30 protein-coding genes are annotated in these 25,313 nt (G+C 44.8%); 27 read left to right on the top strand and 3 right to left on the bottom strand.

Translation table 11 applies throughout. The features are described from left to right. The first annotated feature begins 28 nt into the window (after positions 1–28). The 13 genes from FD975_RS00515 (at position 29) to hisD (ending at position 10,564) form a co-directional block, all read left to right on the top strand. Complete coding sequence (locus FD975_RS00515) at positions 29–1,492, top strand: glutamate synthase subunit beta (protein ID WP_215302362.1); 1,464 nt, start codon at positions 29–31, stop codon at positions 1,490–1,492. Positions 1,493–1,502: 10 nt separating this feature from the next. Beyond that, positions 1,503–2,369 (top strand): ABC transporter ATP-binding protein, encoded by an 867-nt coding sequence (locus FD975_RS00520; RefSeq protein WP_251371203.1) that lies wholly within the window; start codon positions 1,503–1,505, stop codon positions 2,367–2,369. Then, positions 2,366–3,163, top strand: a complete 798-nt coding sequence (gene mlaE / locus FD975_RS00525; RefSeq protein ID WP_215302363.1) for a lipid asymmetry maintenance ABC transporter permease subunit MlaE — start codon at positions 2,366–2,368, stop codon at positions 3,161–3,163. Before FD975_RS00520 ends, mlaE begins: the two co-directional genes overlap by 4 nt. A 21-nt stretch (positions 3,164–3,184) precedes the next feature. Then, complete coding sequence (mlaD, locus tag FD975_RS00530) at positions 3,185–3,667, top strand: outer membrane lipid asymmetry maintenance protein MlaD (RefSeq protein ID WP_215302364.1); 483 nt, start codon at positions 3,185–3,187, stop codon at positions 3,665–3,667. Beyond that, positions 3,667–4,410, top strand: coding sequence for a VacJ family lipoprotein (locus FD975_RS00535; RefSeq protein WP_215302365.1), 744 nt, complete (start codon positions 3,667–3,669; stop codon positions 4,408–4,410). The genes mlaD and FD975_RS00535 overlap by 1 nt, the downstream gene beginning before the upstream one ends. 71 nt (positions 4,411–4,481) lie before the next feature. Continuing rightward, positions 4,482–5,129, top strand: a complete 648-nt coding sequence (locus FD975_RS00540) for a phospholipid-binding protein MlaC (protein WP_215302366.1) — start codon at positions 4,482–4,484, stop codon at positions 5,127–5,129. A gap of 34 nt (positions 5,130–5,163) precedes the next feature. After that, complete coding sequence (locus FD975_RS00545) at positions 5,164–5,424, top strand: lipid asymmetry maintenance protein MlaB (RefSeq protein WP_215302367.1); 261 nt, start codon at positions 5,164–5,166, stop codon at positions 5,422–5,424. 1 nt (position 5,425) lies between these two features. After that, complete coding sequence (locus FD975_RS00550; protein WP_215302368.1) at positions 5,426–6,178, top strand: ABC transporter ATP-binding protein; 753 nt, start codon at positions 5,426–5,428, stop codon at positions 6,176–6,178. Next, positions 6,175–6,963, top strand: coding sequence for an ABC transporter permease (locus tag FD975_RS00555; protein WP_215302369.1), 789 nt, complete (start codon positions 6,175–6,177; stop codon positions 6,961–6,963). The genes FD975_RS00550 and FD975_RS00555 overlap by 4 nt, the downstream gene beginning before the upstream one ends. Before the next feature lie 62 nt (positions 6,964–7,025). After that, positions 7,026–7,274, top strand: a complete 249-nt coding sequence (locus FD975_RS00560; RefSeq protein ID WP_215302370.1) for a BolA family protein — start codon at positions 7,026–7,028, stop codon at positions 7,272–7,274. A gap of 33 nt (positions 7,275–7,307) precedes the next feature. Next, positions 7,308–8,582, top strand: coding sequence for a UDP-N-acetylglucosamine 1-carboxyvinyltransferase (gene murA, locus FD975_RS00565; RefSeq protein ID WP_215302371.1), 1,275 nt, complete (start codon positions 7,308–7,310; stop codon positions 8,580–8,582). 20 nt (positions 8,583–8,602) lie between these two features. Continuing rightward, positions 8,603–9,229: an ATP phosphoribosyltransferase gene (gene hisG, locus FD975_RS00570; RefSeq protein ID WP_215302372.1), complete on the top strand. Its 627-nt coding sequence runs from the start codon at positions 8,603–8,605 to the stop codon at positions 9,227–9,229. Between the two features lie 12 nt (positions 9,230–9,241). Then, positions 9,242–10,564 carry a histidinol dehydrogenase gene (gene hisD, locus FD975_RS00575; RefSeq protein ID WP_215302373.1) on the top strand — a complete coding sequence of 441 codons (1,323 nt, stop codon included), beginning with the start codon at positions 9,242–9,244 and terminating at the stop codon, positions 10,562–10,564. 2 nt (positions 10,565–10,566) lie between these two features. Here hisD and hisC read toward each other — a convergent pair whose 3' ends face one another. Beyond that, complete coding sequence (gene hisC, locus FD975_RS00580; protein ID WP_215302374.1) at positions 10,567–11,640, bottom strand: histidinol-phosphate transaminase; 1,074 nt, start codon at positions 11,638–11,640, stop codon at positions 10,567–10,569. Positions 11,641–11,766: 126 nt separating this feature from the next. Here hisC and hisB point away from each other — a divergent pair, with 126 nt between their 5' ends. The 10 genes from hisB to tatC all read left to right on the top strand — a co-directional run bounded on the left by hisB (position 11,767) and on the right by tatC (position 17,492). After that, entirely contained in the window at positions 11,767–12,354 is a 588-nt protein-coding gene (hisB, locus tag FD975_RS00585; RefSeq protein WP_062307133.1) for an imidazoleglycerol-phosphate dehydratase HisB, read from the top strand. 63 nt (positions 12,355–12,417) lie between these two features. Beyond that, entirely contained in the window at positions 12,418–13,080 is a 663-nt protein-coding gene (gene hisH, locus FD975_RS00590) for an imidazole glycerol phosphate synthase subunit HisH (protein WP_215302375.1), read from the top strand. 20 nt (positions 13,081–13,100) lie between these two features. Next, positions 13,101–13,862, top strand: coding sequence for a 1-(5-phosphoribosyl)-5-[(5-phosphoribosylamino)methylideneamino]imidazole-4-carboxamide isomerase (hisA, locus tag FD975_RS00595; RefSeq protein WP_215302376.1), 762 nt, complete (start codon positions 13,101–13,103; stop codon positions 13,860–13,862). An 11-nt stretch (positions 13,863–13,873) separates the two neighbouring features. Next, positions 13,874–14,632: an imidazole glycerol phosphate synthase subunit HisF gene (hisF, locus tag FD975_RS00600; protein WP_215302377.1), complete on the top strand. Its 759-nt coding sequence runs from the start codon at positions 13,874–13,876 to the stop codon at positions 14,630–14,632. A 40-nt stretch (positions 14,633–14,672) separates the two neighbouring features. Beyond that, complete coding sequence (hisI, locus tag FD975_RS00605; RefSeq protein WP_215303696.1) at positions 14,673–15,077, top strand: phosphoribosyl-AMP cyclohydrolase; 405 nt, start codon at positions 14,673–14,675, stop codon at positions 15,075–15,077. A 44-nt stretch (positions 15,078–15,121) separates the two neighbouring features. Continuing rightward, a complete protein-coding gene (locus FD975_RS00610) occupies positions 15,122–15,523 on the top strand; it encodes a phosphoribosyl-ATP diphosphatase (RefSeq protein WP_215302378.1) in 402 nt (133 codons plus the stop codon). Positions 15,524–15,526: 3 nt separating this feature from the next. Beyond that, positions 15,527–15,883, top strand: a complete 357-nt coding sequence (locus FD975_RS00615) for a histidine triad nucleotide-binding protein (protein ID WP_215302379.1) — start codon at positions 15,527–15,529, stop codon at positions 15,881–15,883. 16 nt (positions 15,884–15,899) lie between these two features. Beyond that, positions 15,900–16,142 (top strand): Sec-independent protein translocase subunit TatA, encoded by a 243-nt coding sequence (tatA, locus tag FD975_RS00620; RefSeq protein ID WP_215302380.1) that lies wholly within the window; start codon positions 15,900–15,902, stop codon positions 16,140–16,142. A gap of 28 nt (positions 16,143–16,170) precedes the next feature. Further along, on the top strand, positions 16,171–16,647 hold the full coding sequence (tatB, locus tag FD975_RS00625) for a Sec-independent protein translocase protein TatB (protein ID WP_215302381.1): 477 nt from the start codon (positions 16,171–16,173) through the stop codon (positions 16,645–16,647). A gap of 32 nt (positions 16,648–16,679) precedes the next feature. Next, a complete protein-coding gene (gene tatC, locus FD975_RS00630; RefSeq protein WP_215302382.1) occupies positions 16,680–17,492 on the top strand; it encodes a twin-arginine translocase subunit TatC in 813 nt (270 codons plus the stop codon). Here the strand turns inward: tatC and FD975_RS00635 are convergent. Further along, entirely contained in the window at positions 17,477–18,955 is a 1,479-nt protein-coding gene (locus tag FD975_RS00635) for a tetratricopeptide repeat protein (RefSeq protein ID WP_215302383.1), read from the bottom strand. The genes tatC and FD975_RS00635 overlap by 16 nt on opposite strands. Positions 18,956–19,163: 208 nt before the next feature. On the opposite strand from FD975_RS00635, the gene FD975_RS00640 reads away from it, so the two are divergent. Beyond that, positions 19,164–20,336 carry a porin gene (locus FD975_RS00640; RefSeq protein WP_215302384.1) on the top strand — a complete coding sequence of 391 codons (1,173 nt, stop codon included), beginning with the start codon at positions 19,164–19,166 and terminating at the stop codon, positions 20,334–20,336. Positions 20,337–20,945: 609 nt separating this feature from the next. Then, positions 20,946–22,520, top strand: a complete 1,575-nt coding sequence (locus FD975_RS00645) for a tetratricopeptide repeat protein (protein WP_215302385.1) — start codon at positions 20,946–20,948, stop codon at positions 22,518–22,520. A 212-nt stretch (positions 22,521–22,732) separates the two neighbouring features. Here FD975_RS00645 and mscL read toward each other — a convergent pair whose 3' ends face one another. Continuing rightward, a complete protein-coding gene (gene mscL / locus FD975_RS00650) occupies positions 22,733–23,155 on the bottom strand; it encodes a large conductance mechanosensitive channel protein MscL (protein WP_215303698.1) in 423 nt (140 codons plus the stop codon). A 137-nt stretch (positions 23,156–23,292) separates the two neighbouring features. Here mscL and petA point away from each other — a divergent pair, with 137 nt between their 5' ends. Together petA and FD975_RS00660 are read left to right on the top strand one after the other, a co-directional pair. Beyond that, positions 23,293–23,895 (top strand): ubiquinol-cytochrome c reductase iron-sulfur subunit, encoded by a 603-nt coding sequence (gene petA, locus FD975_RS00655; RefSeq protein ID WP_215302386.1) that lies wholly within the window; start codon positions 23,293–23,295, stop codon positions 23,893–23,895. Positions 23,896–23,905: 10 nt separating this feature from the next. Continuing rightward, a complete protein-coding gene (locus FD975_RS00660; RefSeq protein WP_215302387.1) occupies positions 23,906–25,306 on the top strand; it encodes a cytochrome bc complex cytochrome b subunit in 1,401 nt (466 codons plus the stop codon). Positions 25,307–25,313: the final 7 nt, after the last annotated feature.

A 25,313-nucleotide genomic window follows, 5' to 3' on the forward strand; every position in this document is an offset into this window, starting at 1 on the left:
CATTAAGAAAAGATACTAAGGATTCGATATGGGTAAGGTCACTGGATTTATGGAGTTTGAGCGCGTAGAGGAAACCTACGAAGCTCCCGTTAAACGCCTCCATCACTACAAAGAGTTCGTTGCCGCATTAACGGATGATGAGGCTAAAGTACAAGGCGCACGCTGTATGGATTGCGGCATTCCGTTTTGCAATAACGGATGCCCAGTAAACAACATCATCCCTGACTTCAATGATTTGGTATTTCATGATGACTGGAAGAATGCATTAGATGTATTGCAATCCACTAATAACTTCCCCGAGTTCACTGGTCGTATTTGCCCAGCACCTTGCGAAGCTGCCTGCACCTTAGGTATTAATAGTGATGCGGTTGGTATTAAGTCTATTGAGCATGCCATTATTGATAAGGGCTGGGAAAATGGTTGGGTTAAGCCACAACCATCCAAAACCAAGACAGGTAAGAAGGTAGCTGTTGTTGGCGGCGGCCCTGCTGGCATGGCAACTGCACAACAATTGGCACGCGTGGGCCATGACGTTACTGTATTTGAAAAGAACGATCGTGTTGGCGGCTTGTTGCGCTACGGTATTCCTGATTTCAAAATGGAAAAGTGGTTGATCGATCGTCGTGTTGAGCAAATGCAAGCCGAGGGTGTGAAGTTTGAGACAGGCGTATTTGTTGGCAAAGAGGCGATTGGTGCCGAAGTTAAAAATTACTCAACTAAAACCGTTTCACCCGATCAGCTGATGAAAGATTTTGACGCTGTTGTGATTAGCGGTGGATCTGAGCAGCCACGCGACCTGCCAGTTCCTGGTCGTGAGTTAAAGGGTGTTCACTACGCTTTGGAATTCTTGATTCCACAGAATAAAGAAAATGCAGGTGATTTCAAAAACGAGATTTCTGCAACTGGCAAGCATGTAGTAGTAATTGGTGGTGGTGATACCGGGTCTGATTGTGTTGGAACCTCTAATCGCCATGGCGCCGCCAAGATTACTCAGTTTGAATTGTTGCCACAGCCACCCGAAACTGAAAACAAGCCTTTGGTATGGCCTTACTGGCCAACTAAGTTGCGAACTTCTTCATCACATGAAGAGGGTTGTGAGCGCGATTGGTCTGTTGCCACCAAGCGTTTTGAAGGCAAAGACGGCAAATTGGAGAAGCTAATCTGTGTGCGTTTGGAGTGGAAAGACGGAAAGATGGCAGAAATGCCAAATTCTGAATTTGAGATTAAGGCAGATTTAGTATTTTTAGCTATGGGCTTTGTATCACCTGCAGCCCAGGTTCTCAATGCATTTGGTGTTGAAAAAGATGCCCGCGGCAATGCAAAGGCTACGGTTGATGGCCAAAACGCTTATCAAACCAATGTTCCAAAGGTCTTTGCTGCTGGCGATATGCGCCGTGGACAGTCTTTGGTTGTTTGGGCAATTCGTGAAGGTCGCCAAGCCGCCCAAGCAGTAGACGAGTATTTAATGGGGTCTTCTGTTCTGCCGCGATAATATCGAGGATATGAACAGTGGCCATGCCAACTCGGTGGAAGTGAAGCAAAAAACCTCTAGCGGTGGCCATGGCGAAGTTGTAGTTCAAATTAAGGACGTCAACTTTTCCTATGCCCCTGGTGAGCGGCAAATTTTATCGGGGCTCAATATGGAGTTCCGCCGTGGCCAAGTTGTTGCGGTGATGGGTGGCTCTGGTTGTGGCAAGACTACTATTCTGAGACTGATTGGTGGTCAATTTACAGCGCAGTCTGGTCAAGTCCTTTTTGAGGGCCATGACATTGGAAGAATGAACGGCACCGAGCTAATGGCTGCCCGTCGTCGTATGGGGATGCTCTTTCAGTTTGGCGCACTTTTTACAGATCTGAGTGTTTTTGAAAACGTCGCCTTTCCTTTGCGTGAGCATACCAACTTAAGCGAAGAGTTATTGCGATCACTAGTACTCATGAAACTGAATGCGGTTGGCTTGCGTGGTGCTCGCGATTTGATGCCTTCACAGATTTCTGGTGGCATGGCACGCCGTGTTGCTCTAGCAAGAGCGATTGCGCTTGATCCACCGTTGATCATGTACGACGAGCCCTTTGCGGGCTTGGACCCGATTTCCTTGGGTATTACTGCACGCTTGATTCGAGATTTGAATCAAGCGCTGGGCGCGACCAGCCTCTTGGTGACGCATGATGTTGAAGAAACATTTGAAATTGCCGATTACGTATATTTCATTGCAAATGGTCGTATTGGTGCAGAAGGTACACCAGAAGAATTGAGTCGTTCAAACGATCCGTTTGTACGTCAATTTCTAGATGCTTCACCGGATGGTCCTGTGCCATTTCATTACCCAGGCCAAAGCCTTACAGAAGATTTTGGAGTGAGTCTGAAATGAGCATCCTTCATAAGGCTTTAGATCTTTTCGGTGACCTCGGTTTCTTTGTTCGTCGTAACTTAACGAGTCTTGGCCTTGCTGCTCGCATGTTTGCTGCAGTGATTTGGCGTTCCGGATTTTTATTAAAAAGACCTCGCTTAGTTTCCGATCAAATTCTGTTTGTGGGTAATCACTCATTTGTGATCATTGCGGTATCTGGTTTATTTGTTGGCTTCGTCTTAGGACTGCAGGGTTATTACACTCTTAATCGATATGGCTCAGAGCAGGCTTTGGGTTTATTGGTCGCACTGTCACTTACCCGTGAATTGGGTCCCGTGATTACAGCCTTGTTATTTGCCGGCCGTGCTGGCACATCTCTCACTGCAGAGATTGGCTTGATGAAAGCCGGCGAACAGCTCAGCGCAATGGAAATGATGGCAGTAGATCCATTAAGTCGTGTGATTGCTCCGCGTTTATGGGCTGGCATTATTGCAATGCCGATTTTGGCAACGATCTTTACGGCTGTTGGTGTGATGGGCGGCTACTTTGTTGGGGTGCCATTGATTGGCGTGGACTCTGGTGCCTTCTGGTCTCAGATGCAGGGCGGAGTAGATCTCTTCTCTGATATTGGTAATGGCCTGATTAAGAGTCTGGTGTTTGGTGTAGCAGTGACTTTTATTGCTCTGTATCAGGGTTACGAGGCAAAACCAACGCCTGAGGGCGTATCGCAAGCTACCACTAGAACGGTGGTGATTTCTTCTTTATCGGTTTTAGCGTTGGACTTCTTGCTAACTGCAATGATGTTCTCGAATTAGAAAGAATAAACTGGGACTCTTATGAGAAAAAGTGCAATTGATATTTGGGTTGGAATCTTTGTAGCCATTGGTTTGTTGGCTGCTTTATTTCTTGCATTAAAGGTCGGCAATATGAACGCCGTCTCTTTTGCGCCTACTTATAAAATCTCCGCTCGATTTGACAATATTGGCGGACTCAAACCACGTGCTCCCGTGAAAAGTGCTGGGGTAGTTGTTGGTCGTATTGCCAACATCTCCTTTGATGACAAGACCTATCAAGCAACCGTCACCATGACGATTGAAGATACTTATAAGTTCCCTAAAGATTCTTCCGCAAAGATTTTGACATCCGGTTTATTGGGTGAACAATACATTGGTCTTGAGGCTGGCGGCTCCGATGATATGTTGGCTGCAGGGGATAAGATCACTCAGACACAGTCTGCTGTAGTGCTAGAAAATCTGATTAGCCAGTTCTTGTACAACAAGGCAGCTGATAGTGGGCAAGATAAAGGTGCAGCAAAATAATGGCGCTGGCAAAGTTTAAACGTGTTGTGCTACTTGGTATAGCGACTGCTATGGTTGGTTGTGCATCTTTACCTGCAGGTGTTCAGCCATCTCCACAGGACCCTTGGGAGCCATTTAATCGCTCAGTATTTGAATTCAATGAAGGCTTAGATGCTTATGTTCTTAAGCCAGTGGTTGCCGGATATCGTTTTGTTTTGCCGGAGTTTGTGCGTGACGGTATTTACAACTTCTTTAGTAACTACAGCGATATCTATACAGCCCTCCAAAACCTATTGCAGGGCAAGCCAGACTATGCATTTAACGATCTTATGCGGGTAGTGGTCAATACCACTATGGGCCTGGGTGGTTTAATTGATTTGGCAACCCCAGGTGGCCTTGAAAAACATAAAGAAGACTGGGGTCAAACTTTTGGGGTGTGGGGCATACCATCGGGACCATATGTTGTTTTGCCATTTTTTGGCCCAAGCAATGTGCGCGACACCTTTGGTACCGCAGCGGATTTAGAGTCAGATTACTTATTTAGATTATTGCCAGATGTTGCTTTAAGAAATAGCTTGACTGGTCTTAGGGTAGTCAATTCTCGAAATACGTATTACGAAGCTGGTGATTTATTGGATGGGGCAGCTATTGATAAGTACAGCTTTATGCGTGACGCGTACATCCAAAGACGTCAATATCAGATTAATGAGGGTCGGAATGATGAAGAGCCATTAATGCCCCCATATCAAAATCCTTATGAGTAATATTGGCTGATTACATCAGATTGATGAAAAGGCTAAAATGGCCCTCAATCATCAGCCCAGAGCGAGGAAATATGAAAAGCCAAAAACCCATTCAAAAATACTTTACAGCCTTGCTCACAGGCTTGTTTTTGTTTGCAGGTAGCGTTTCTGCGCAAGTAGTTGACCAGTCAACGCCAGATGGTTTGATCAAGACGGTAGTTTCAGACGTAATGGCTTCTGTAAAGTCTGACCCAGAAATTCAAAAAGGCAATATCACGCGCATCGTAGATTTGGTAGATAAGAAAATTGTTCCCTATACCGATATGCGCCGCACTACTGAAATGGCAATGGGCCCCAATTGGAAAAAAGCCACCCCAGAGCAGCAGGCTCAATTAATTTCTGAGTTTAAGAATTTACTGATTCGCACTTACTCTGGCGCTCTAAGCCAGCTACGCGATCAAACGATTCAATTTAAGCCTTTGCGTGCAGCTCCTGACGATAAAGAGGTCATTGTGAAGACTGTAGTGATTGGTCGTGGTGACCCCATACCACTCGACTATCGCCTAGAAAAAACAGCTAATGGATGGAAGGTCTATGACATGAATATCATGGGTGTTTGGCTGGTAGAGGCTTATCGCAATCAATTCGCTAATCAGATTAGCCAGAATGGTGTGGAAGGTTTGGTGAAGTTCTTGCAGGATCGCAATAAGCAGCTTGCTGCTGCAAAGCCAGCAAACTAAAAAGCTCACAAGATCAATCAAAGATAAATAGCAGATGCCATTTTTATTGCCCACCTCAGTGACACAGAATAATGTTTTGCAGTTAGAAAAGGATGGCCTGTTAAATCTTGCGACATTAAGAAATATAGATTGCATCAATCTCAAGGATTTTGACTCTACTGTGCTAACAGTGTTGTTGGCATGGCAGAAAAAATTGCAAGCCGGGGGTCAGCAGATTTCTATACAAAATGCACCGAAAAAGTTAACCGTGTTGGCTGGCGTATATGGCGTTGCTGAGTTGCTAGGTTTGTCATAGCATGCATGCAGCAATATCGATAAAGAACGTATCAAAAAATTATGGCGCCCTACAAGCGCTCGATGATGTTTCCTTATCAATAGATCAAGGTGAGTTCTTTGGCTTGCTTGGTCCCAATGGTGCTGGTAAGACAACGCTCATTTCCATTCTCGCTGGGTTAGTCACTGCTGATCGTGGCCATGCTGAAATCATGGGTGCGGATGTTCAGAGTCAGTTTCGTGACGCACGTCGCATGCTGGGAGTCGTGCCGCAGGAGCTAGTATTCGACCCCTTCTTTACTGTTAGAGAGACGCTGCAATTTCAGTCTGGCTATTTTGGCATTCGTCATAACGATGACTGGATTGACGAGATCATGGCGAACCTGGATCTCACCAATAAGGCTGACAGCAATATGCGCTCTCTATCTGGTGGTATGAAGCGTCGAGTATTGGTTGCGCAGGCTTTGGTACACCGGCCGCCTGTGATTATTTTGGATGAACCAACAGCTGGTGTTGACGTAGAGCTACGCCAATCTCTTTGGCAATTTATTAGTCGCTTAAATCAAGATGGCCACACGATTGTCTTAACAACCCATTACCTTGAAGAGGCTGAGGCACTTTGCCAGCGCATTGCTATGCTCAAGCAAGGAAAGATTGTTGCTTTGGACACCACTGCAAATTTATTGAGTCAGTATGGCTCTGTGAAGAAAGATGGCGAGGGTAAGACAGATCTCGAAGATGTGTTTGTCAACATCATGTCGGGAGGCGCTCGATGAAACCTATCTTAAATAAGCTGCCAATCTCCTATGGCAGTGGTTTCCCAACATTGCTCCGTAAAGAAATTAAGCGTTTTTATAAAGTAGCGTTTCAGACGGTTGCGGCACCAGTGCTTACCGCTGTTCTGTATTTGATGATTTTCGGACATGTGCTGGAAGGCAAAGAGGTGTATGGTCGCTTGAACTACACCGCCTTCTTAATTCCGGGCTTGGTCATGATGAGCGTGTTGCAGAATGCATTTGCGAATACTTCTTCATCACTCATTCAATCAAAGGTAACTGGCAATCTAGTTTTTGTATTGCTAGCTCCATTTAGTCACTTAGAGTTTTATGCCGCTTATGTCTTGGCTGCAGTGTTTCGTGGAATTGTTGTTGGCTCAGGCGTACTGATAATTACGGCATGGTTTGCAATACCATCCTTTGAATACCCGCTATGGATCCTCGCATTTGCTCTCTTAGGCGCAGCAATTTTGGGAAGCATGGGTTTAATTGCTGGTATCTGGGCTGATAAATACGATCAACTTGCTGCTTTCCAGAATTTCATCATCATGCCGGCAACCATGTTGTCAGGTGTGTTTTATTCCATTCATTCTTTGCCGGCAGAATGGCAAGTGGTATCGCACTTCAATCCATTCTTCTACATGATTGATGGTTTCCGTTACGGCTTCTTTGGAGTGTCAGATATATCCCCGTGGAATAGTTTGGTGATTGTGACCTGCTTCTTTGTCGTAGTGTCAGCGATTGCTTTGCGTTTACTGCAAAAAGGCTACAAGCTCAGGAACTAATTGTTACCCCCCTTAAATTCGAATTAAAAAATTATTCAGAAATTAGAAATCAGGAGATTGTGATGTTGCCGACCCCAGAACAAATTGAAGGCTATATTCAGCAGGGCCTCGCATGTACTCATGTGAAAGTTGAGGGTGATGGACAGCATTTTTTTGCGACGATTGTGAGTCCAGAGTTTGAAGGCAAGCGTCTAATTCAGCGCCATCAGTTGGTATATGGTGCTATGGGTGACCGTATGAAAGCTGAAGTTCACGCTTTATCAATCAAAGCATTTACTCCTCAAGAGTTCGCACAAAACACTCCAACTTAAAATACGACATTAGCCTTTTACTGGAATAGATTCATGGATAAATTACGAATGGTTGGAGGCACCCCCCTAAAGGGTGAGGTGGTGATTGCGGGCGCCAAGAACGCAGCACTACCCATTTTGTGCGCTTGTTTGTTGACTGATCAACCTATCACTTTGCGTAATGTTCCTGATTTGCAAGATGTGCGTACTATGCTCAAGCTTCTCCAAGAGATTGGAGTAGTTGTTAGTTTTCCAGATGCGAATGACCGCAACCATGTAGTGCTCAACGCAGCAACCATCAAGAGTTCTGAGGCAACCTACGAGATGGTGAAAACCATGCGTGCCTCGATTTTGGTTCTCGGTCCATTGCTTGCCAGAATGCATAATGCCAAGGTTTCTTTACCGGGTGGTTGCGCTATTGGTGCACGCCCAGTGGATCAGCACATCAAGGGCTTAAAAGCCATGGGTGCCACCATCAAGATTAAGAGTGGATACATTCAGGCAGAAACCAAATCCGCCACGGGGCGCTTGCAAGGTGCCTCGATTTTGACGGACATGATCACCGTAACTGGTACAGAGAATTTATTGATGGCTGCTACTTTGGCGTCAGGCACAACTATTTTGGAGAATGCCGCACGAGAGCCTGAAGTAGGCGACTTGGCTGAGTTGCTCGTCAAAATGGGTGCCAAGATTACCGGTATTGGTAGCGACCGCTTAGTCATCGAGGGCGTGGAGAAGCTCCATGGTGCAGAACATGCTGTGATTGCAGATCGTATTGAGGCGGGTACATTCTTATGCGCAGTTGCGGCTGCTGGCGGTGAGGTGTTGGTCAAGCACTGTCGTCCGGATACATTGGATGCGGTGATTGTGAAACTCAAAGAGGCTGGCTTAGAAATGGAAGTGGGCCCTGATTGGATCAAAGCCTCCATGAAAAGTCGCCCCAAGGCCGTTAGCTTCCGCACTTCTGAGTACCCGGCTTTCCCGACAGATATGCAGGCTCAACTCATGGCGGTCAATGCGATTGCTGAGGGCAACGCCACGATTACTGAAACTATCTTTGAAAACCGCTTTATGCACGTTCAAGAGATGAACCGACTAGGGGCTGATATTGCAATTGAGGGTAATACTGCAATTGCGCAGGGTGTTGAGAAGTTATCTGGCGCTATCGTAATGGCTACGGATTTACGTGCTTCAGCCAGCTTGGTAATTGCAGGCTTGGCCGCCCAAGGCGAAACACAGGTAGACCGGATTTATCACCTAGATCGTGGATATGACCGTATGGAGCAAAAGTTGACCCTCTTGGGGGCCAACATTCAGCGAATCAAGTAAGCCTGATAGATAATTAGTCCATGAAGTTAACTTTAGCCCTCTCGAAGGGGCGCATCTTCGAAGAAACTGCTGAGATCTTATCCAAGATCGGTATTCGTCCGCTTGAGGATCCAGAAAAGTCGCGCAAACTCATTATTGAGACCTCCAATCCTGATGTGCGCCTGATTATTGTGCGTGCTTCAGATGTGCCGACCTATGTTCAGTTTGGTGGAGCTGATTTTGGAGTTGCTGGCCTTGACGTCTTAATGGAAAACGGCACCGATGGTTTGTATGTTCCTTTTGATTTGAATATCGCTAAATGCCGTATGTCCGTTGCCGTTAAAGAGGGCTTTGATTATGAGGCTGCGGTAAAGCAAGGTTCTCGTCTAAAAATTGCCACTAAGTATGTCAATTGTGCACGTGAACATTTTGCTAATAAAGGCGTACACATCGATACGATTCATTTGTATGGCTCGATGGAGTTAGCCCCCTTGGTTGGATTAGCGGATGCGATTGTAGATTTGGTGTCCACTGGAAATACCTTGCGTGCAAATGGTTTGGTTGAGGTTGAGCCAATCGCCGATATCAGTGCACGCTTAGTGGTTAATCAAGCTTCTTATAAACGGAAGCGTTCACAGCTACAGCCATTTTTTGAATTGTTGAAGTAAGTAAATATTCAAATGTCAGCGCAAGTTAAAGTCAAACGCCTTAATAGCAAAGATTCTGGGTTCAAAGAAACTCTGCTTTCAAGTCTATCTTTGCCGATGGCAGATGATGAGGCGATTGATGCTGCAGTAGTTAAAATTTTGGCACAAGTAAAAGCCAATGGCGACGCGGCGGTGATTGATTTTACAAAGCAGTTTGATCGCTTAAATGTTACTAGCGTTACTGAGTTAGAGATTTCTCAAGCAGAATTAAAAACAGCCTACGAAGGTTTATCAGCTGAGCAAAAAAATGCTTTGGATATTGCTGCGCAAAGAGTGCGTGCGTATCACGAGAAACAAAAGATTGAAGCAGGTTGTCACTCTTGGGAATATGAAGAGGCTGATGGCACGCGCTTGGGCCAGAAAGTCACGGCCTTGGATCGCGTGGGTATTTATGTTCCTGGCGGTAAAGCGGCTTATCCCTCTTCGGTATTAATGAATGCTATTCCTGCCAAGGTTGCCGGTGTAAAAGAAGTCATCATGGTGGTGCCCACTCCTGATGGCGCTCGCAACCCCTTGGTATTGGCTGCTGCATACTTATCTGGAGTTGATCGCGTCTTTACGATTGGCGGTGCACAAGCTGTTGGTGCTTTGGCTTATGGTACACAGACTATTCCACCGGTCGATAAGATTGTTGGTCCTGGTAATGCCTATGTAGCAGCTGCTAAGCGCAGAGTGTTTGGTACTGTTGGTATCGATATGATTGCTGGCCCTTCAGAAATTTTGATTCTCTGCGATGGTTCTAGTAATTCCGATTGGATCGCGATGGATCTATTTTCTCAAGCAGAGCATGATGAGTTAGCGCAATCTATTTTGCTTTGCCCAGATGAGAAATTTATTGAGCAAGTGCAAGTAAGTATTAATAAGCTATTACCAGAGATGCCAAGAAAGAAAGTCATTGAAGCTTCGCTTACTAATCGCGCTTTATTGATTCAGGTAAGCGATATGGGCGAGGCTTGTGAGATCGCCAATGCGATCGCTGCTGAGCATTTAGAAATTTGTGCAACTGAGCCGCGTAAGTGGGCTGAGTTAATCCGTCATGCTGGCGCCATCTTTATGGGTAACTATACTAGCGAATCTCTAGGGGATTACTGTGCAGGCCCGAATCATGTTTTACCAACAGCACGCACTGCACGCTTCTCTTCGCCATTGGGCGTGTATGACTTTATCAAACGCTCCAGCATGATCGAAGTGAGTGAGGCAGGAGCTCAAACATTAGGCGCTGTTGCTAGTACGCTAGCGCATGGTGAGGGTTTAACGGCTCATGCCCGTGCTGCTGAGATGCGACTGAAAAAATAAACTTAAGCGCTAGCCAAAATTTCTTTCAGAGCGGTAATCAATTCATTCGTTTGATCATCAGTGCCGATGGTGATACGCAAAAACTCTTCAATTCGGGCTGACTTGAAGTGACGCACAATAATTCCACGATCGCGTAAAGCTTGATATAGCTTTGCCCCGGCATGCCTAGGATGCCGAGTAAAAATAAAGTTAGCTGTAGATGGCAAGGTATCAAAACCTAGTGAGGCTAGTTCGCCCACTAAGCGCTCACGAGTGTGGATTACTTTTTTACTAGTTGATTCCAAATGGGTTTGATCTTGGATTGCAGCAATTGCTCCTGCTTGAGCCAAACGACCAAGTGGATAGGAGTTAAAACTATTCTTCACTCGCTCTAAACCTTCAATGAGGTCTGGATGTCCCACCGCAAATCCAACGCGAAGTCCTGCTAGGGCGCGTGACTTAGAGAGGGTGTGTACGACTAGGAGGTTTTCTGGACAAGTGTTTCCGCGAAGTAGGGGAATGCAAGACTCAGTTCCGTAATCTACATAAGCTTCGTCAATCACCACTACGGAATCGGTATTTCTGCTGAGCAGAGCTTCAATATCTGATCGCGGAATGGCTCGACCAGTTGGAGCATTGGGATTGGGGAAAATAATTCCACCATTGGGGGTTTTGAAATCCCCCGCCTGAATCTCAAAATCAGGGCCGAGGGGGACTGCTTGATACTCAATCCCAAATAACTTGCAATAAACCGGGTAGAAGCTATAAGTAATATCCGGAAACTGAACGGGCTTGGCTTGTTTGAGTAGGCCCAAAAATACGTGTGCCAGGACTTCATCAGAGCCATTTCCTAAAAAGACCTGTTTTGGGTCTAAGCCGTGTAAATCGGCAATAGCTTTTTTAAGGGCCGCTCCTTCGGGGTCTGGATAGAGCCTTAAATCATCCGTGTTTTCTTGATTTATGGCGGCTAGGGCCTTGGGCGAAGGGCCATAAGGACTCTCATTCGTGTTGAGCTTTACCAGCCGCTCCATTTGCGGTTGTTCCCCAGGGACGTAAGGGGTGAGGGTCTGAACTACGGGGCTCCAAAAGCGGCTCATGAGGGACTCTAGTCAAAAATCAGCAAAAATGAATAAACACCAGCAAATAAAATCGGCATTTATATCTGTATCAGGAATGATATTATGAGGCTTCAATCAACACTTCGCCTCGCGGCGCACTGAAGCATGCGGCAAGCCGACGTTACCCGAAACACTTCGGAAACCAAAATTCAAATTGCTATCAATTTAGATGGCACAGGTAAAGCTGAGCTAGCCTCAGGCGTACCCTTCCTAGACCATATGTTGGATCAAATTGCCCGTCACGGCATGATCGACCTTAAAGTGGTTGCTAAGGGCGATACCCATATTGATGATCACCATACTGTTGAGGATGTGGGCATTACCTTGGGTCAGGCGTTTGCTAAAGCGGTAGGCGATAAAGCGGGCATCACTCGCTATGGTCATTCTTATGTGCCTTTGGATGAAACCCTTTCTCGCGTAGTGATCGATTTTTCTGGTCGCCCAGGCCTGGAGTTTAATGTCCCATTTACCCGTGCACGCGTGGGTGACTTTGACGTAGATCTGAGCATCGAGTTCTTCCGTGGTTTTGTAAACCACGCCGGAGTAACTTTGCACATCGATAACCTACGTGGCATTAACGCTCATCACCAGATTGAAACCGTGTTCAAGGCTTTTGGGCGTGCATTGCGCATGGCTTTAGAGCTCGATCCACGCGCTTCCGGTGTTGTTCCTTCTACTAAGGGCAGTCTCTAATCTAGAAAAATTTCTAGCGTTGAGTAGAAGACTGTCAAAAAACTACAGAACATAGGCTAACAGTTGGCGCAAACTATTGCGATCGTTGACTACGGAATGGGTAATCTCCGTTCCGTGTATCAGGCCTTTCATCATGTGGCTCCAGATGCGAATGTCCTGATTGCACACACCCCAGAAGAAATCCTCTCCGCAGAGCGAGTTGTGCTACCAGGTCAGGGTGCTATGCCAGATTGCATGAAGCACCTAGAGGAGTCTGGATTGCTGGAGTCACTTCTGAATGCAGCTAAAAACAAGCCATTGCTAGGTGTTTGTGTGGGCGAGCAAATGCTCTTTAACCAAAGCGCTGAAGTGCGAGCTGATTCCAATACCGCTTGGACACCTTGCTTGGGCTTGATTCCGGGTGAGGTCAGACGTTTTGAATTGGCTGGCAAACTACAGCCAGACGGTTCTGCCTACAAAGTGCCCCATATGGGTTGGAACCAAGTGCGTCAAGATCGTCAGCACCCACTTTGGGATGGCATCCCAGATTTGACTAGTTTTTACTTTGTACATAGTTACTATGTTGTGCCGCAACGCAAAGAAGATATTGCTGGCTCAACTGAATATGGCGATTGGTTTACTTCTGCCGTTGCAAGGGATAATATTTTTGCAACACAATTTCATCCGGAAAAAAGTGCAGAATACGGATTAAAGCTCTACAAAAATTTTGTTTCTTGGCAACCTTAATACTTCTCTAAGCTACCGCTATGCTGCTGATTCCCGCGATTGACCTAAAAGATGGCCACTGTGTTCGACTCGAACAAGGTGACATGGATAAAGCCACTGTGTTTTCTGAAGATCCAGGTGCGATGGCTGCGCATTGGATTAGTAAGGGAGCGCGTCGTTTACATCTCGTCGATTTAAATGGCGCATTTGCTGGCAAGTTGAAGAATGAGTCTGCGATTAAATCCATTCTCAAAGCAGTAGGTGATGAGATACCAGTTCAGCTGGGTGGTGGTATTCGCGATCTTGAAACGATTGAACGATTATTAGATGACGGTATTAGTACGGTCATTATTGGTACTGCAGCAGTGAAGAGTCCTGGTTTTGTACAAGATGCTTGCACTGCTTTTCCTGGCCACATCATGGTGGGACTGGATGCTCGCGATGGCAAGGTTGCAACAGATGGTTGGAGCAAGATCACAGGCCATGAAGTCATTGACCTCGCCAAAAAGTTTGAAGACTACGGTGTTGAAGCAATCATCTATACCGACATTGGTCGTGATGGCATGATGAAGGGTATCAATATGGATGCCACGATTAAATTAGCCCAAGCTATTCGGATCCCGGTGATTGCTAGTGGTGGTTTATCTAGCAATCAAGATATTGAAGCCTTGTGTGAAGCCGAATCTGAAGGCGTCATGGGTGTCATTGCGGGTCGATCGATTTATGCTGGCGACTTAGATTTAACTGCGGCACAAAAATATGCTGATGAGTTAACTCTGAAGTTTGCTAAGAAAATTATTTAGATTGCTCAATAGTGCTCACTAAACGAATTATTCCCTGTCTTGATGTCACGGCAGGACGCGTTGTGAAAGGCGTGAACTTTGTTGGGCTGCGTGATGCGGGTGATCCTGTGGAGATTGCAAAACGCTACGACACTCAAGGCGCTGATGAACTCACCTTCCTAGACATTACTGCTACCTCTGATGATCGCGATCTGATATTGCACATCATTGAAGATGTTGCTTCTCAAGTATTTATTCCTTTGACCGTTGGTGGTGGTGTGCGTGCTGTAGCTGATGTTCGCCGCTTACTGAATGCTGGCGCTGATAAGGTGAGCATGAACTCATCCGCAGTGGCGAATCCAGATTTGGTATCGGATGCGGCTGCATATTATGGTTCTCAGTGCATCGTCGTTGCCATTGATGCTAAAAAAACGGAAGCAGGCAATTGGGAAGTTTTTACCCATGGGGGTAGAACTGCGACTGGCATGGATGTCGTTACATGGGCTTCTGAAGTCGCTAAACGTGGTGCTGGAGAAATTCTTCTCACTAGTATGAATCGTGATGGCAGTAAAGACGGTTTTGATTTGGAGTTAACTGCCGCAGTAAGTGATGCGGTGAGCGTTCCAGTGATTGCCTCTGGCGGCGTGGGTAATTTGCAGCACTTGGTCGATGGCATTACCAAGGGTCATGCCGATGCAGTTCTTGCGGCAAGTATTTTTCATTATGGTGAATACACTGTTGGTCAAGCAAAAGAATATATGGCGAGCCAAGGCATTCCTGTTCGCATTTAAGTGCAGATAGATCTACCAAGAAAATAATTCGAAGATGAGCATGAAAAATTCCTTCTCTCTAGTTGACTCCTTAGAGCCCGGCGCATGGCTTGATGCCGTCACTTGGAATGAGCAGGGCTTAGTTCCGGTAATTGCCCAGGAAGTTGGCAGTAAAGATATCTTGATGATGGCTTGGATGAATCGCGATGCTTTATTGGCTACCTTGCGCTTAGGCGAAGCGGTGTATTGGACGCGTTCAAGGCAAAAGTTGTGGCACAAGGGTGAAGAATCTGGCCATACTCAAAAGGTAAAAGAAATCCGCCTTGATTGCGATGGCGATACGATTTTGCTGATGGTTGAGCAAAAAGACGGTATTGCTTGTCACACTGGCGAGCATAGTTGCTTCTTCCAGAGGTGGGATTCAGCCCAATCCACCTGGGTTGATGAGTCTAAGGGCCTTAAATAAGCCACCCCTCTTCTACCTGGTAATAAAAGACATAAAATCACCTGATGACTAGTTCAGCGAATACCCCCTCTAATTTAGATGCTGCTTTGGCCCACTTGGCTGACGTAGTTGATCAGCGGCGCGATGCGTTTAAGGCTGGCGATGCCGATCCCAAGACCTCTTACACAGCCTTACTCTTCTCTAAGGGTGATGATGTGATTTTGAAGAAGATTGGAGAAGAGGCTACCGAAGCAGTGATGGCTGCCAAGGATGCTCGAAATGCCAATTTGGCCCCTGAGCAACAAAAACTCTTGGTTGGGGAGATGGCTGACCTCTGGTTTCATTGCCTAATTGCCCTTTCTCAGTTTGGCTTGCGCCCAGAAGACGTAATTACTGAGCTTGAGCGCCGTCTCGGTACTTCAGGCATCGAGGAAAAAGCCGCCAGAAAAGCGGCAAACAAGGATTAATTGATGTCCCACGACCCAAATTGCCTGTTTTGTAAGATTTCCAAGGGTGAAATCCCATCCCAAAAAGTGTACGAGGATGAGGAGATTTATGCCTTTAAAGATATTAATCCTGCGGCCCCCGTCCATTTTTTGATGATTCCTAAAAAACATATCCCTATGCTGGAATCTGCAGAAGTGGCTGATGCGCCATTGCTAGGTAGAATGATGGAATTAGCACCACGTCTCGCCAAGGAGCAGGGTTGCCGTCCTGGAAAAGATGGTGGCTTTAGATTGGTAGTGAATAATGGTGCAGATGGTGGTCAAGAGGTTTATCACTTGCATTTGCATGTGATGGGCGGTCCGCGCCCCTGGAAAAAATAGTCCTAGGAGATTAAAAATGGGTTCATTTAGCATTTGGCATTGGTTAATTGTTTTGGTAATCGTGATGTTGGTATTCGGTACCAAAAAATTGCGCAATATCGGTAGTGATTTAGGTGGCGCTGTTAAAGGTTTCAAAGATGGCATGAAAACGCCTGAGGGAACTGAAGAGTCGCAAGACAAGGCTAAAGAGCAAATTCAGAGCGCTGCTACATCAACAGAGAAAACTGTGGATGTTCAGGCAAAAGATATCAATAAATAATTGTTGATAGAAATAATGCGCAGCTGCAATGATTGATCTCGGAGTTTCAAAGCTTGCACTCATTGCAGTAGTTGCATTGGTAGTGGTCGGCCCAGAGCGACTTCCAAAAATTGCCCGTATGGCGGGTAACTTATTTGGAAGAGCGCAGCGCTATATGGCTGATGTCAAATCCGAAGTTAGCAGGCAGATGGATGTTGAGGAGTTTAAGAAGCTTCGCGAAGAAAGTGTCTCTGCCTTTAAGGATGTTGAGAATTCTATTCAATCTGCTACTCAAGAGGCTAGCGCCAATCTTAGCGATCAAGCAGACATCTTTGAAAATCATTTTACGAGAGCTCCTCTTGATGAAAAAGAAGTTCTACAAAAATCGGTACGCCAGGGTCGGAAGAGTTGGGGCGTGAGGCGCGCTGCGAGACCAGTTTGGTTCAAGCGATCCACTGGTATGCGCACAAGAGTTCAGTCCGGAGCTGCGCGCATGAAGCGCTTTCACCACAGCGCGGGCAAATAAATTAGCCCCAAGAAAAGTAAATACGAATATCAATGACGCAAAATAATTCAACAGAAGATTCCGGACTGCAAGAATCATTCTTGTCGCATTTATTTGAGTTGCGTGATCGCATCATCAAGTCAGCGATCGCAATCATAGTGGTTTTTGTTTCCCTAGTTTATTGGGCGCCAGATATTTTTCATTTGTTTGCCCAGCCACTACTTCAGGCACTACCTGCTGGCGGCAAGATGATCGTGACTGATGTCACGGGTTCATTCTTTGTACCTATGAAAGTCACCATGCTAGTGGCTTTCTTAATCGCTCTGCCAGTAGTGATGTATCAGTTATGGGCATTCATTGCACCCGGCCTTTATCAGCACGAGCGTAAGTTGATAGTACCTTTGGTAATCAGTAGTTATAGCCTGTTTATTTTTGGAATGGCCTTTGCTTACTTCTTAGTTTTCCCAACAGTATTCCAATTCATGGCTAGTTATAACGCCCCCTTGGGTGCTGAAATGTCGACTGATATTGATAAATACCTTGGCTTTGCTATGACAACCTTTTTGGCCTTTGGCATTACCTTTGAGGTTCCAGTTGTTGTGGTGGTGCTGGTTCGCATGGGTATGGTGCCTTTGGCTAAGCTTAAAGAGATTCGTCCTTATGTAATTGTTGGCGCTTTTGTGATTTCAGCAATCGTGACACCACCAGATGTGCTGTCTCAGCTACTGCTAGCTGTGCCAATGTGCTTACTCTATGAGCTCGGGCTTCTCATTGCCCGTTTCTATGTCCCAAAATCCGTAGATGATGAGTCTGATGAAATTAAAGATAGCGAATCTAAAGGCTCGGATACTCAAGCTACCGTTTGATCTTGTGAGAAGGTAGCAGTCAGCCACTCACTTACTCGGTCAAATCGATAACGTCTTTGTCTTAAATTACCTTCTAAGTCTGATTCGCTTCCAGCAAATACTTTTCCTGCAGCAAGCAAAGAGCGCCGCTGCTGCGTGGTATCAATCTGAATTAATCTAGGCAGTATCTTCGGCAATTCATGGCGAATATCAACAACGACACAATGTTCGTGCTGCAACTGCCCAACCTCGCACAGTAATAACTCAGCCTTACTCAAATTAAATTGATTGGCAATGATCAGTCGGTGGCATAGCAATACCCACTCCTCAACTAATTTATGTTCGGCATGATGGTTTAGTGCCTTTTCGGCATAAGTAGCCAATGCAAACCAATCATTATTCTTTGGGCTGGAGACATTCTCTAGAATCTTTCCAAGCAATTCCTTTGCTTCGGGAAGGCCTTGTTGGTGCGCTTGCCAGATCCAATATGAAGCTTGCAGGCCGCGAACCTTCTCTTCAACTTTTTCGCGTTTGCGCCAGAGGTTCGCACCTCTTTTAAATTGAGCTACTGGATGACCTAAATCTGCCGCACGATCAAGACAGCGATCACTCTCAGCCGCGTTGTATCCAGAGAACTGTGGACGGCGATAGATCTCGCCCAAGGCAAACCAAGCATCACGATCACCATCCTTTGCTGCAAGCTCTAACCAGTAGGCTGCCTTCTTGAGGGAGGCATTCGATTTGCTACCGCCCAACCCAATCGTATCTTTCTCAGCAGAATCAACTTCATTAAATTGCGCTAGACGTAATCCCAGTGTAAGTTTGGCAATCGTTAGGCCAAGTTCTGCTGCTTGCATAAGCGCTGCCTCATTTTTATCAGAGAGCCAGGCATTCCAAAGGGAAGAAAGCGCCTCATCTTTTGGTTGCAGCTTAATGAGCAGTTCTTTTGCGCCACCAGCAAATGGAGTATCTGATTCTGCCAAGCCTAATAAAAATTCTTTTGCTTTCTTTTGCAGTGACAGAAAGTCATCGCCATCTTTCCCTTGCTTCAAGAGCCAGGTAGAGAGCTCAGTTTGTAAATCTCTTTTAGCGGGATTAAGTAAAAGTTCTGCAAGCTGCCATTGCGCTGCGTAACTTGCTTCAATATTGGCCTTGGCTAACTTCCAGAATGATTCCCAGCCAAAAGCAAATGCCGGCGAATTAAATGCCCCCTCCAGTGGAACAGTCGAGATTAGTTCTAGCATCCCCAAAATCTCTGGGGAAAAGCTATTTAAGTCAGAAATTTCAGCATCACTTGAGCTCAATTGTCTAACTAATTGATTGTGAATAGAAAAATAGGATTTTTCTAACCAAATCAGCGCATTAGCTGGCTGTATGGGGGTCTTAAATGCCCCTGTCAGATAGGCCGACGCCAAATTTTGTTGTGCAGATACATCACCCAGTCGAGCAGATTGTAGGATTTTTAAGAATTCACGGCTTGCCATATGACAATTTTGGCATTCCAGGCCTCAAAAAGACAGAAATCAAAGCCCTTGTTGCCCTGATACAACGAAGAAAACCAAAAAACTACCTTTCCACAAGCAAAAACAGGATCTAAATACCCTTACCCTCAGTCTAGTAGGGCAAAACAAGCAAAATTAATAAGTCCCAGTTTTATTTGGGCATTACTTTCAATTTATGGAGATTTAAAGAATGAAAAAATCGCTATTAGCAGTTGCAGCAATCGGCGCATTTGCGTCAGCAGCTCAAGCTCAGTCATCAGTGACTGTATATGGTATTTTGGATGTTGGTTTTTCTGGTGCTACAACTCGTGCAAGCCAAACTAAATCCAACACAACAGCTCTTGCCTCAAGTTCAGAGACAAGCTCACGCTTAGGTTTTAAGGGTACGGAAGATCTAGGTGGCGGTATGAACGCCTTCTTCACTGCTGAATTCCAACTCTACCCAACGGATGCTTCATTATCTGGGGATACAAACAACGGCTTGTTTAATCGCCAGTCATTTGTTGGTTTGAGCAAAAAAGGTATTGGACAAGCTGCCATCGGTACTCAATACACTCCAGTTCACACTGCTGTAAGTCGTACTGACGCAGGTCAACAAAACAATATACATGGCGATGTTATTTACTCAGTAAGCTCTGGTACTGGCGCAACTCAAACAACTACTGCTTACACAACACGATTCAACAATGCATTGACATTGCAAACAGATCGCTTTGCTGGCTTCCAAGTCAACGGTATTTATTCCAATAAAAACTCCAACCAGAATAACCCAGCAACTACCCAAACTGTTAGCAACAACACAGCATTGGGTTTAGGCATTAACTATGTTTGGCAAAAGCTGAATGTGGACTTGGCAATGACTTCATCCAAGCAAGAGTCTATTACCGGAACAACAAACACAGCAGCTGCACTTCCAGCAGCAGCAGCAGCAGCTACTTCTGTAAACGTATTGGGAACAAGCATCGGCATCCTAACTAATTACGCTGGTGCATCTTATGACTTCGGTATTTTGAAGGCATATGCTCAGTACATCAATACTAAGTACACTTCTAATTTGGATTCAAATTCTTATATGACTCGCTCAGCACAACAGTTGGGTGTTCGTTCATTTGTAACTCCAAAAGTTGAGGCATGGGCTTCTATTGGTAATGGTTCATTCACTGCCGGTAGCACTGCACTTCCTGCTACTTCTGGTAGCCGTGCAACCCAAGACTTTACTGGCTATCAGTTGGGTTCTAACTACTGGTTGAGCAAGCGTACAAACCTGTATGCAATTTTCGGTTCACAACAGGTATCTAGCTCTTCAGTTGCTGCTTCTGAAGGTGCATCAAGCTACGGTGTTGGTATGCGTCATACTTTCTAATTTGTCTCTAGCGTAAGCTAGTTAAGAATTAGTTTGGTATTAAATTGACCCACTGTGGAAACACAGTGGGTTTTTTATTGCCTAATAAAGTCAGGTTTTATGAATTCATTAATTCCAACTATTTCTTGTGCAGTTTTTAATATCAATATCAGCGGCACGATTTGATAAATACAGCTATTCTAAATTTCGCACTTGTCCTGGGTTTAACTCTCTTTATGTAGAGTTAATTCCTAATAAGTAGCGACTTCAAATATGGTGGTTGCATATTTATATTATTTCTATTTGTTGTTTACTAGTTTAGAAATAAGTACGTCACTAATTATCTTCGCTTTGTGATAAATCATGAGTAGAGCTACCTAGGTTTCAGCAACAAGCACAGTATGGCCATTGAAATCAGAATTTAAGTCTGAACTCAAGCTAATCAGGGTTAAAGGTTGGAACAATTAGGGCGGCGTTAGGCTGTAAAAATTGAGAAAGAGTCGAATGAGGCGGAATTAATACATATATTTGATAAGCAAAATAGATTTATATATTGACCAATCGGATTAAAGAGTCGCGTAAAGTATTCATCCTTCTGAGCTGGTCGCATTATTACAATAAAATGAAATTATGAATCCTCAACTTCAATCAATGCTTCAACAGGCGATTCAATACACTCAGCAGGGAAATTTTAGTCAGGCTAAGCAACTTTTTAGCTATATTTTAAAGATGCAGCCGAAAAATTTTGATGCCTTATATGCAATGGGTTTTATTCATGGTGTTGAAGGCAACCATCTTGAAGCATCTAACTACTCATTAAGGGCTGTAAAAATTAGACCTGATGATCTAGAAATAAATATTAATTGTGCAAAATCATTTCAGGAAGCTGGAAAACATTTAATTTCAATAAAATATCATCAGAAAGCAATTTTCCTATCTCCAGATAATCATGAGATTTGGCTCGGTTATGGGAAGTCACTTCAGGGCCTTGGGAGGTATAGCGAGGCTATTGCTCAATACGATATGGCCTTAAGTCTTAAGCCTGAGTATGCAGAGGCATGGTCGAATAAGGGGTGGGCTTTTCATGAACTCAAGCGCTATGACGAAGCTCTTGATTGCTACGATAAAGCTTTGAATTTCAAACCCGATTTTGCTGAGGGCTACTATAACAAGGGTGTTTCGCTGAATGAGCTTAAATGCTATGACGAAGCTCTTGATTGCTACGATAAAGCTTTGAATTTCAAACCCGATTTTGCTGAGGGCTGGATTAATAAATCGCAAATTAACCTACTCATCAAGAACTATCAGGCTGGATGGGAGAATTACAGCTGGCGGCTAAGAGCAAAAGATTTTCAATTAAAGATGGCAATTGAGGGCTTGGCAATATGGAATGGAGCAAGTTGCAAGCATTTGCTCATATTCTCTGAGCAAGGTGTCGGTGACATCATTTTCTATGCGTCAATGCTTAGAGTTATCAAAAATAGAGTGGAGAGTATTACTATTGCAGTAGATGCAAGATTATTACCAATCCTGTCTAGGTCATTTCCTGAGATTGTATTTATTGATAATAATGCACCATTAGATACTAGCTTGTACGATGCTCAGATACCATTTGGCAGTCTTCCTGCCATCATGAATATGAATCCAAATATGGATGGCCGTAGTGTGCCTTACCTTGTGGATAATGATCCAATAACAAAGACCATAAAAAATAATTCCTGCACTAAAAAGCAGTTAAAGTGCGGCGTAGCATGGAAGAGTAATAATCATAAGCTGGGAAAAGACAAGAGCATTCTGCTTTCGGAATTAAATGATATCTTTCAAGTTGATGATTATGAATTTATCAATCTGCAGTATGGTGACACTCAGCAAGAAATAAATGATTTAGAAGAAAATTGTGGCACTAAATTAATAACCGTTGACGGAATTGATTTATTTAATAATATTGATGGATTACTTTCAATTATTCAATCTTGTGACTTTATAGTTACCACTAGCAATGTAACTGCCCATTTGGCTGGGGCCTTGGGTAAAACCACTTTTTTATTAGTACCATATTCTGCGGGAAGAATTTGGTATTGGCATGACGAAGTAACTAGTAGTTGGTATCCAAGCATTTCTCTATATTCTCAAGATCAAAAGTTCTCATGGAATGGCGCCATTAAAGATATAGCAGCGAGATTAAGAAAAGAAGCCTTTAAATAAAGCCAAATTTATAGTTGAGCTTGGTAAGGGAAAGAGCATTACACGCCATGCTTTGAGGGCTATGCTAATAACTCGCTATATGATCAGCGGGGGTGAGATTATTCACGTGTTAATGACTGTGGTTTAAATAGATTCATGGAATCTATACAACTATCAAAGTTAAAAATCTCACATCAGAAGCCAAGCAATGAAGTGAGATTTTTTTACGCGCATTATTTTTTTAGGCTGTCCCGAATTTCTCTCAATAGGATAACATCTTCAGGTGTAGGGGGTGCTGGTGGCACATCAATGGTGCGCACTCTGTTTACCACTTTCACCATCTGGAAAATCACGAAGGCCAGAAGGATGAAGTTAATCGAGATGGTGATGAAGTTGCCATAGGCAAAGATGGGTATTCCAGCTTTTTTGAGTGCATCAAAAGTTCTTGGAATACCCTCGGGTATCTTGCCCAGCACTAGAAAAAGGTTGGTAAAGTCAATATGTCCCCCCAATAGCGTTGAAATAACCGGCATGACAATGTCGTTTACCAGGGAGTCAACGATTTTGCCAAAGGCTCCGCCAATAATGACACCAACAGCCAAATCTATGACATTGCCCTTGACTGCGAAGTCCCGAAATTCTTTTAAAACAGCCATAAATCCCTCTATTTTTTGATTCATTGAGATTATCTCAAGATTAACCCCATAACTTCCTTGCATACCCAATTTTTTACTTTAAAATCTTATCTTTTAGCAATTACTACCTATAAATGCTCTTCAGAGGAATTTTGTAAATGAGTGACAAGCCCTGTATGGACAAGGATCGCCGCAATTGGTTGATCGCTACTTCAGCGGTTGGCGGCGTTGGTGCAGCCGCAGCCCTTTACCCTTTTGTGGATAGTTTTGAGCCTTCTGAGCGTGCTAAGGCTGCTGGAGCAGCTGTTGAAATTGATATTGCCGGCATGCAGCCTGATGAAATGCGCATGGTTGAGTGGCGCGGTAAGCCGGTTTGGGTGGTGCGTCGCACACCTGAGCAGGTTGCTGAGCTCTCAAAGATTGACTCTGAGCTCGCAGACCCGGATTCTTTAAGGGATCCAGCCCAATTTACACCTCCATACGCCCAGAACCAATGGCGCTCAATTAAGCCTGAATACCTGGTTGTAGTCGGCATTTGCACACATTTGGGTTGCTCTCCTACGGCAAAGTTTGAGTCTGGTCCACAGCCATCATTGCCAAATACCTGGCCGGGCGGCTTCCTTTGCCCATGCCATGGATCTACCTTTGATATGGCAGGCCGCGTATTTAAGAACAAACCAGCCCCAGACAATATGGAAGTGCCGCCACATATGTATTTGAGCGACACCAAGATTCTGGTTGGCGAAGATAAGAAGGCCTAAGGAGAGATAAATGGCATTTCACGAAAAAGAAGTCCCGGCGGACGCATCTTCAGCCCAGAAGTTAATGGCATGGGTTGACTCACGCCTGCCTGTTACAGACGCTTTTAAACGTCACATGAGCGAGTATTACGCCCCTAAAAACCTAAATTTCTTCTATATTTTTGGTGCGCTTGCTATCGTTGTTCTAGCAATTCAGATCATTACCGGCATTTTCTTGGTAATGAACTACAAGCCAGATGCAGCTAAAGCATTTGAATCAGTTGAATACATCATGCGCGAAGTACCGTGGGGCTGGTTGATTCGCTATATGCATTCCACTGGCGCATCAATGTTCTTTGTAGTTGTTTATATGCACATGTTCCGTGGCCTGATCTACGGTTCTTATCGCAAACCACGCGAGTTGATTTGGATTTTCGGTTGCGCGATCTTCTTGTGCTTGATGGGTGAGGCATTCTTCGGTTACTTGCTCCCATGGGGTCAAATGTCCTACTGGGGCGCCCAAGTGATTGTGAACTTGTTCTCCGCCATTCCATTAATTGGCCCAGACCTATCGTTGTGGTTGCGTGGTGATTACGTGGTTGGTGATGCCACATTGAATCGCTTTTTTGCATTCCACGTGATTGCCATTCCGCTGGTATTGATTGGACTAGTTGCAGCCCACATTCTTGCCTTACATGAAGTGGGCTCAAATAATCCAGATGGTATTGAAATCAAAGATAATCTTGATGTTAACGGCCATCCGGTTGACGGAATTCCTTTCCATCCTTACTACAGCGTTCATGACGTAATGTATTTGGGCGGTTTCCTGATGGTATTTGCTTGCATCGTGTTCTTTGCACCAGAGATGGGCGGTTACTTTCTCGAGGCGAATAACTTTATTCCTGCAAATCCATTTGAGACACCAACGCATATTGCACCGGTCTGGTACTTCACACCGTTCTACTCTATGCTGCGTGCAACAACAACTAACTTCCTATTGCCGCTGTGGATTTTCTTGGCAGTGATTTTGGGAATGTTTGCGCTCAAGTCGAACAACATCAAAGTTAAGGGCGCATGTGCAGCAATTGCACTCGTTTTGGCTGCAGGCTTCTATGCATTTGATGCAAAGTTCTGGGGTGTTGTAATCATGGGCGGTTCAGTTGTGATTATGTTCTTCCTGCCTTGGTTAGATCATTCACCAGTGAAGTCCATTCGCTATCGCCCACAATTCCATAAGTACATCTACGGTGTATTTATTGTGAGCTTTGTAATTTTGGGTTACTTAGGTATCGAGCCACCATCACCTGTATATGAAAAGATTTCTCAGATTTGTACTATTTACTATCTGGGCTTCTTCTTAGCAATGCCGTTCTGGAGCAAGCTTGGTACATTTAAGCCAGTTCCAACTCGCGTTACTTTTAAGTCCCATTAATTTAAGC

The sequence above is a fragment of the Polynucleobacter sp. AP-Jannik-300A-C4 genome (assembly GCF_018688335.1).
Taxonomy (GTDB): domain Bacteria; phylum Pseudomonadota; class Gammaproteobacteria; order Burkholderiales; family Burkholderiaceae; genus Polynucleobacter.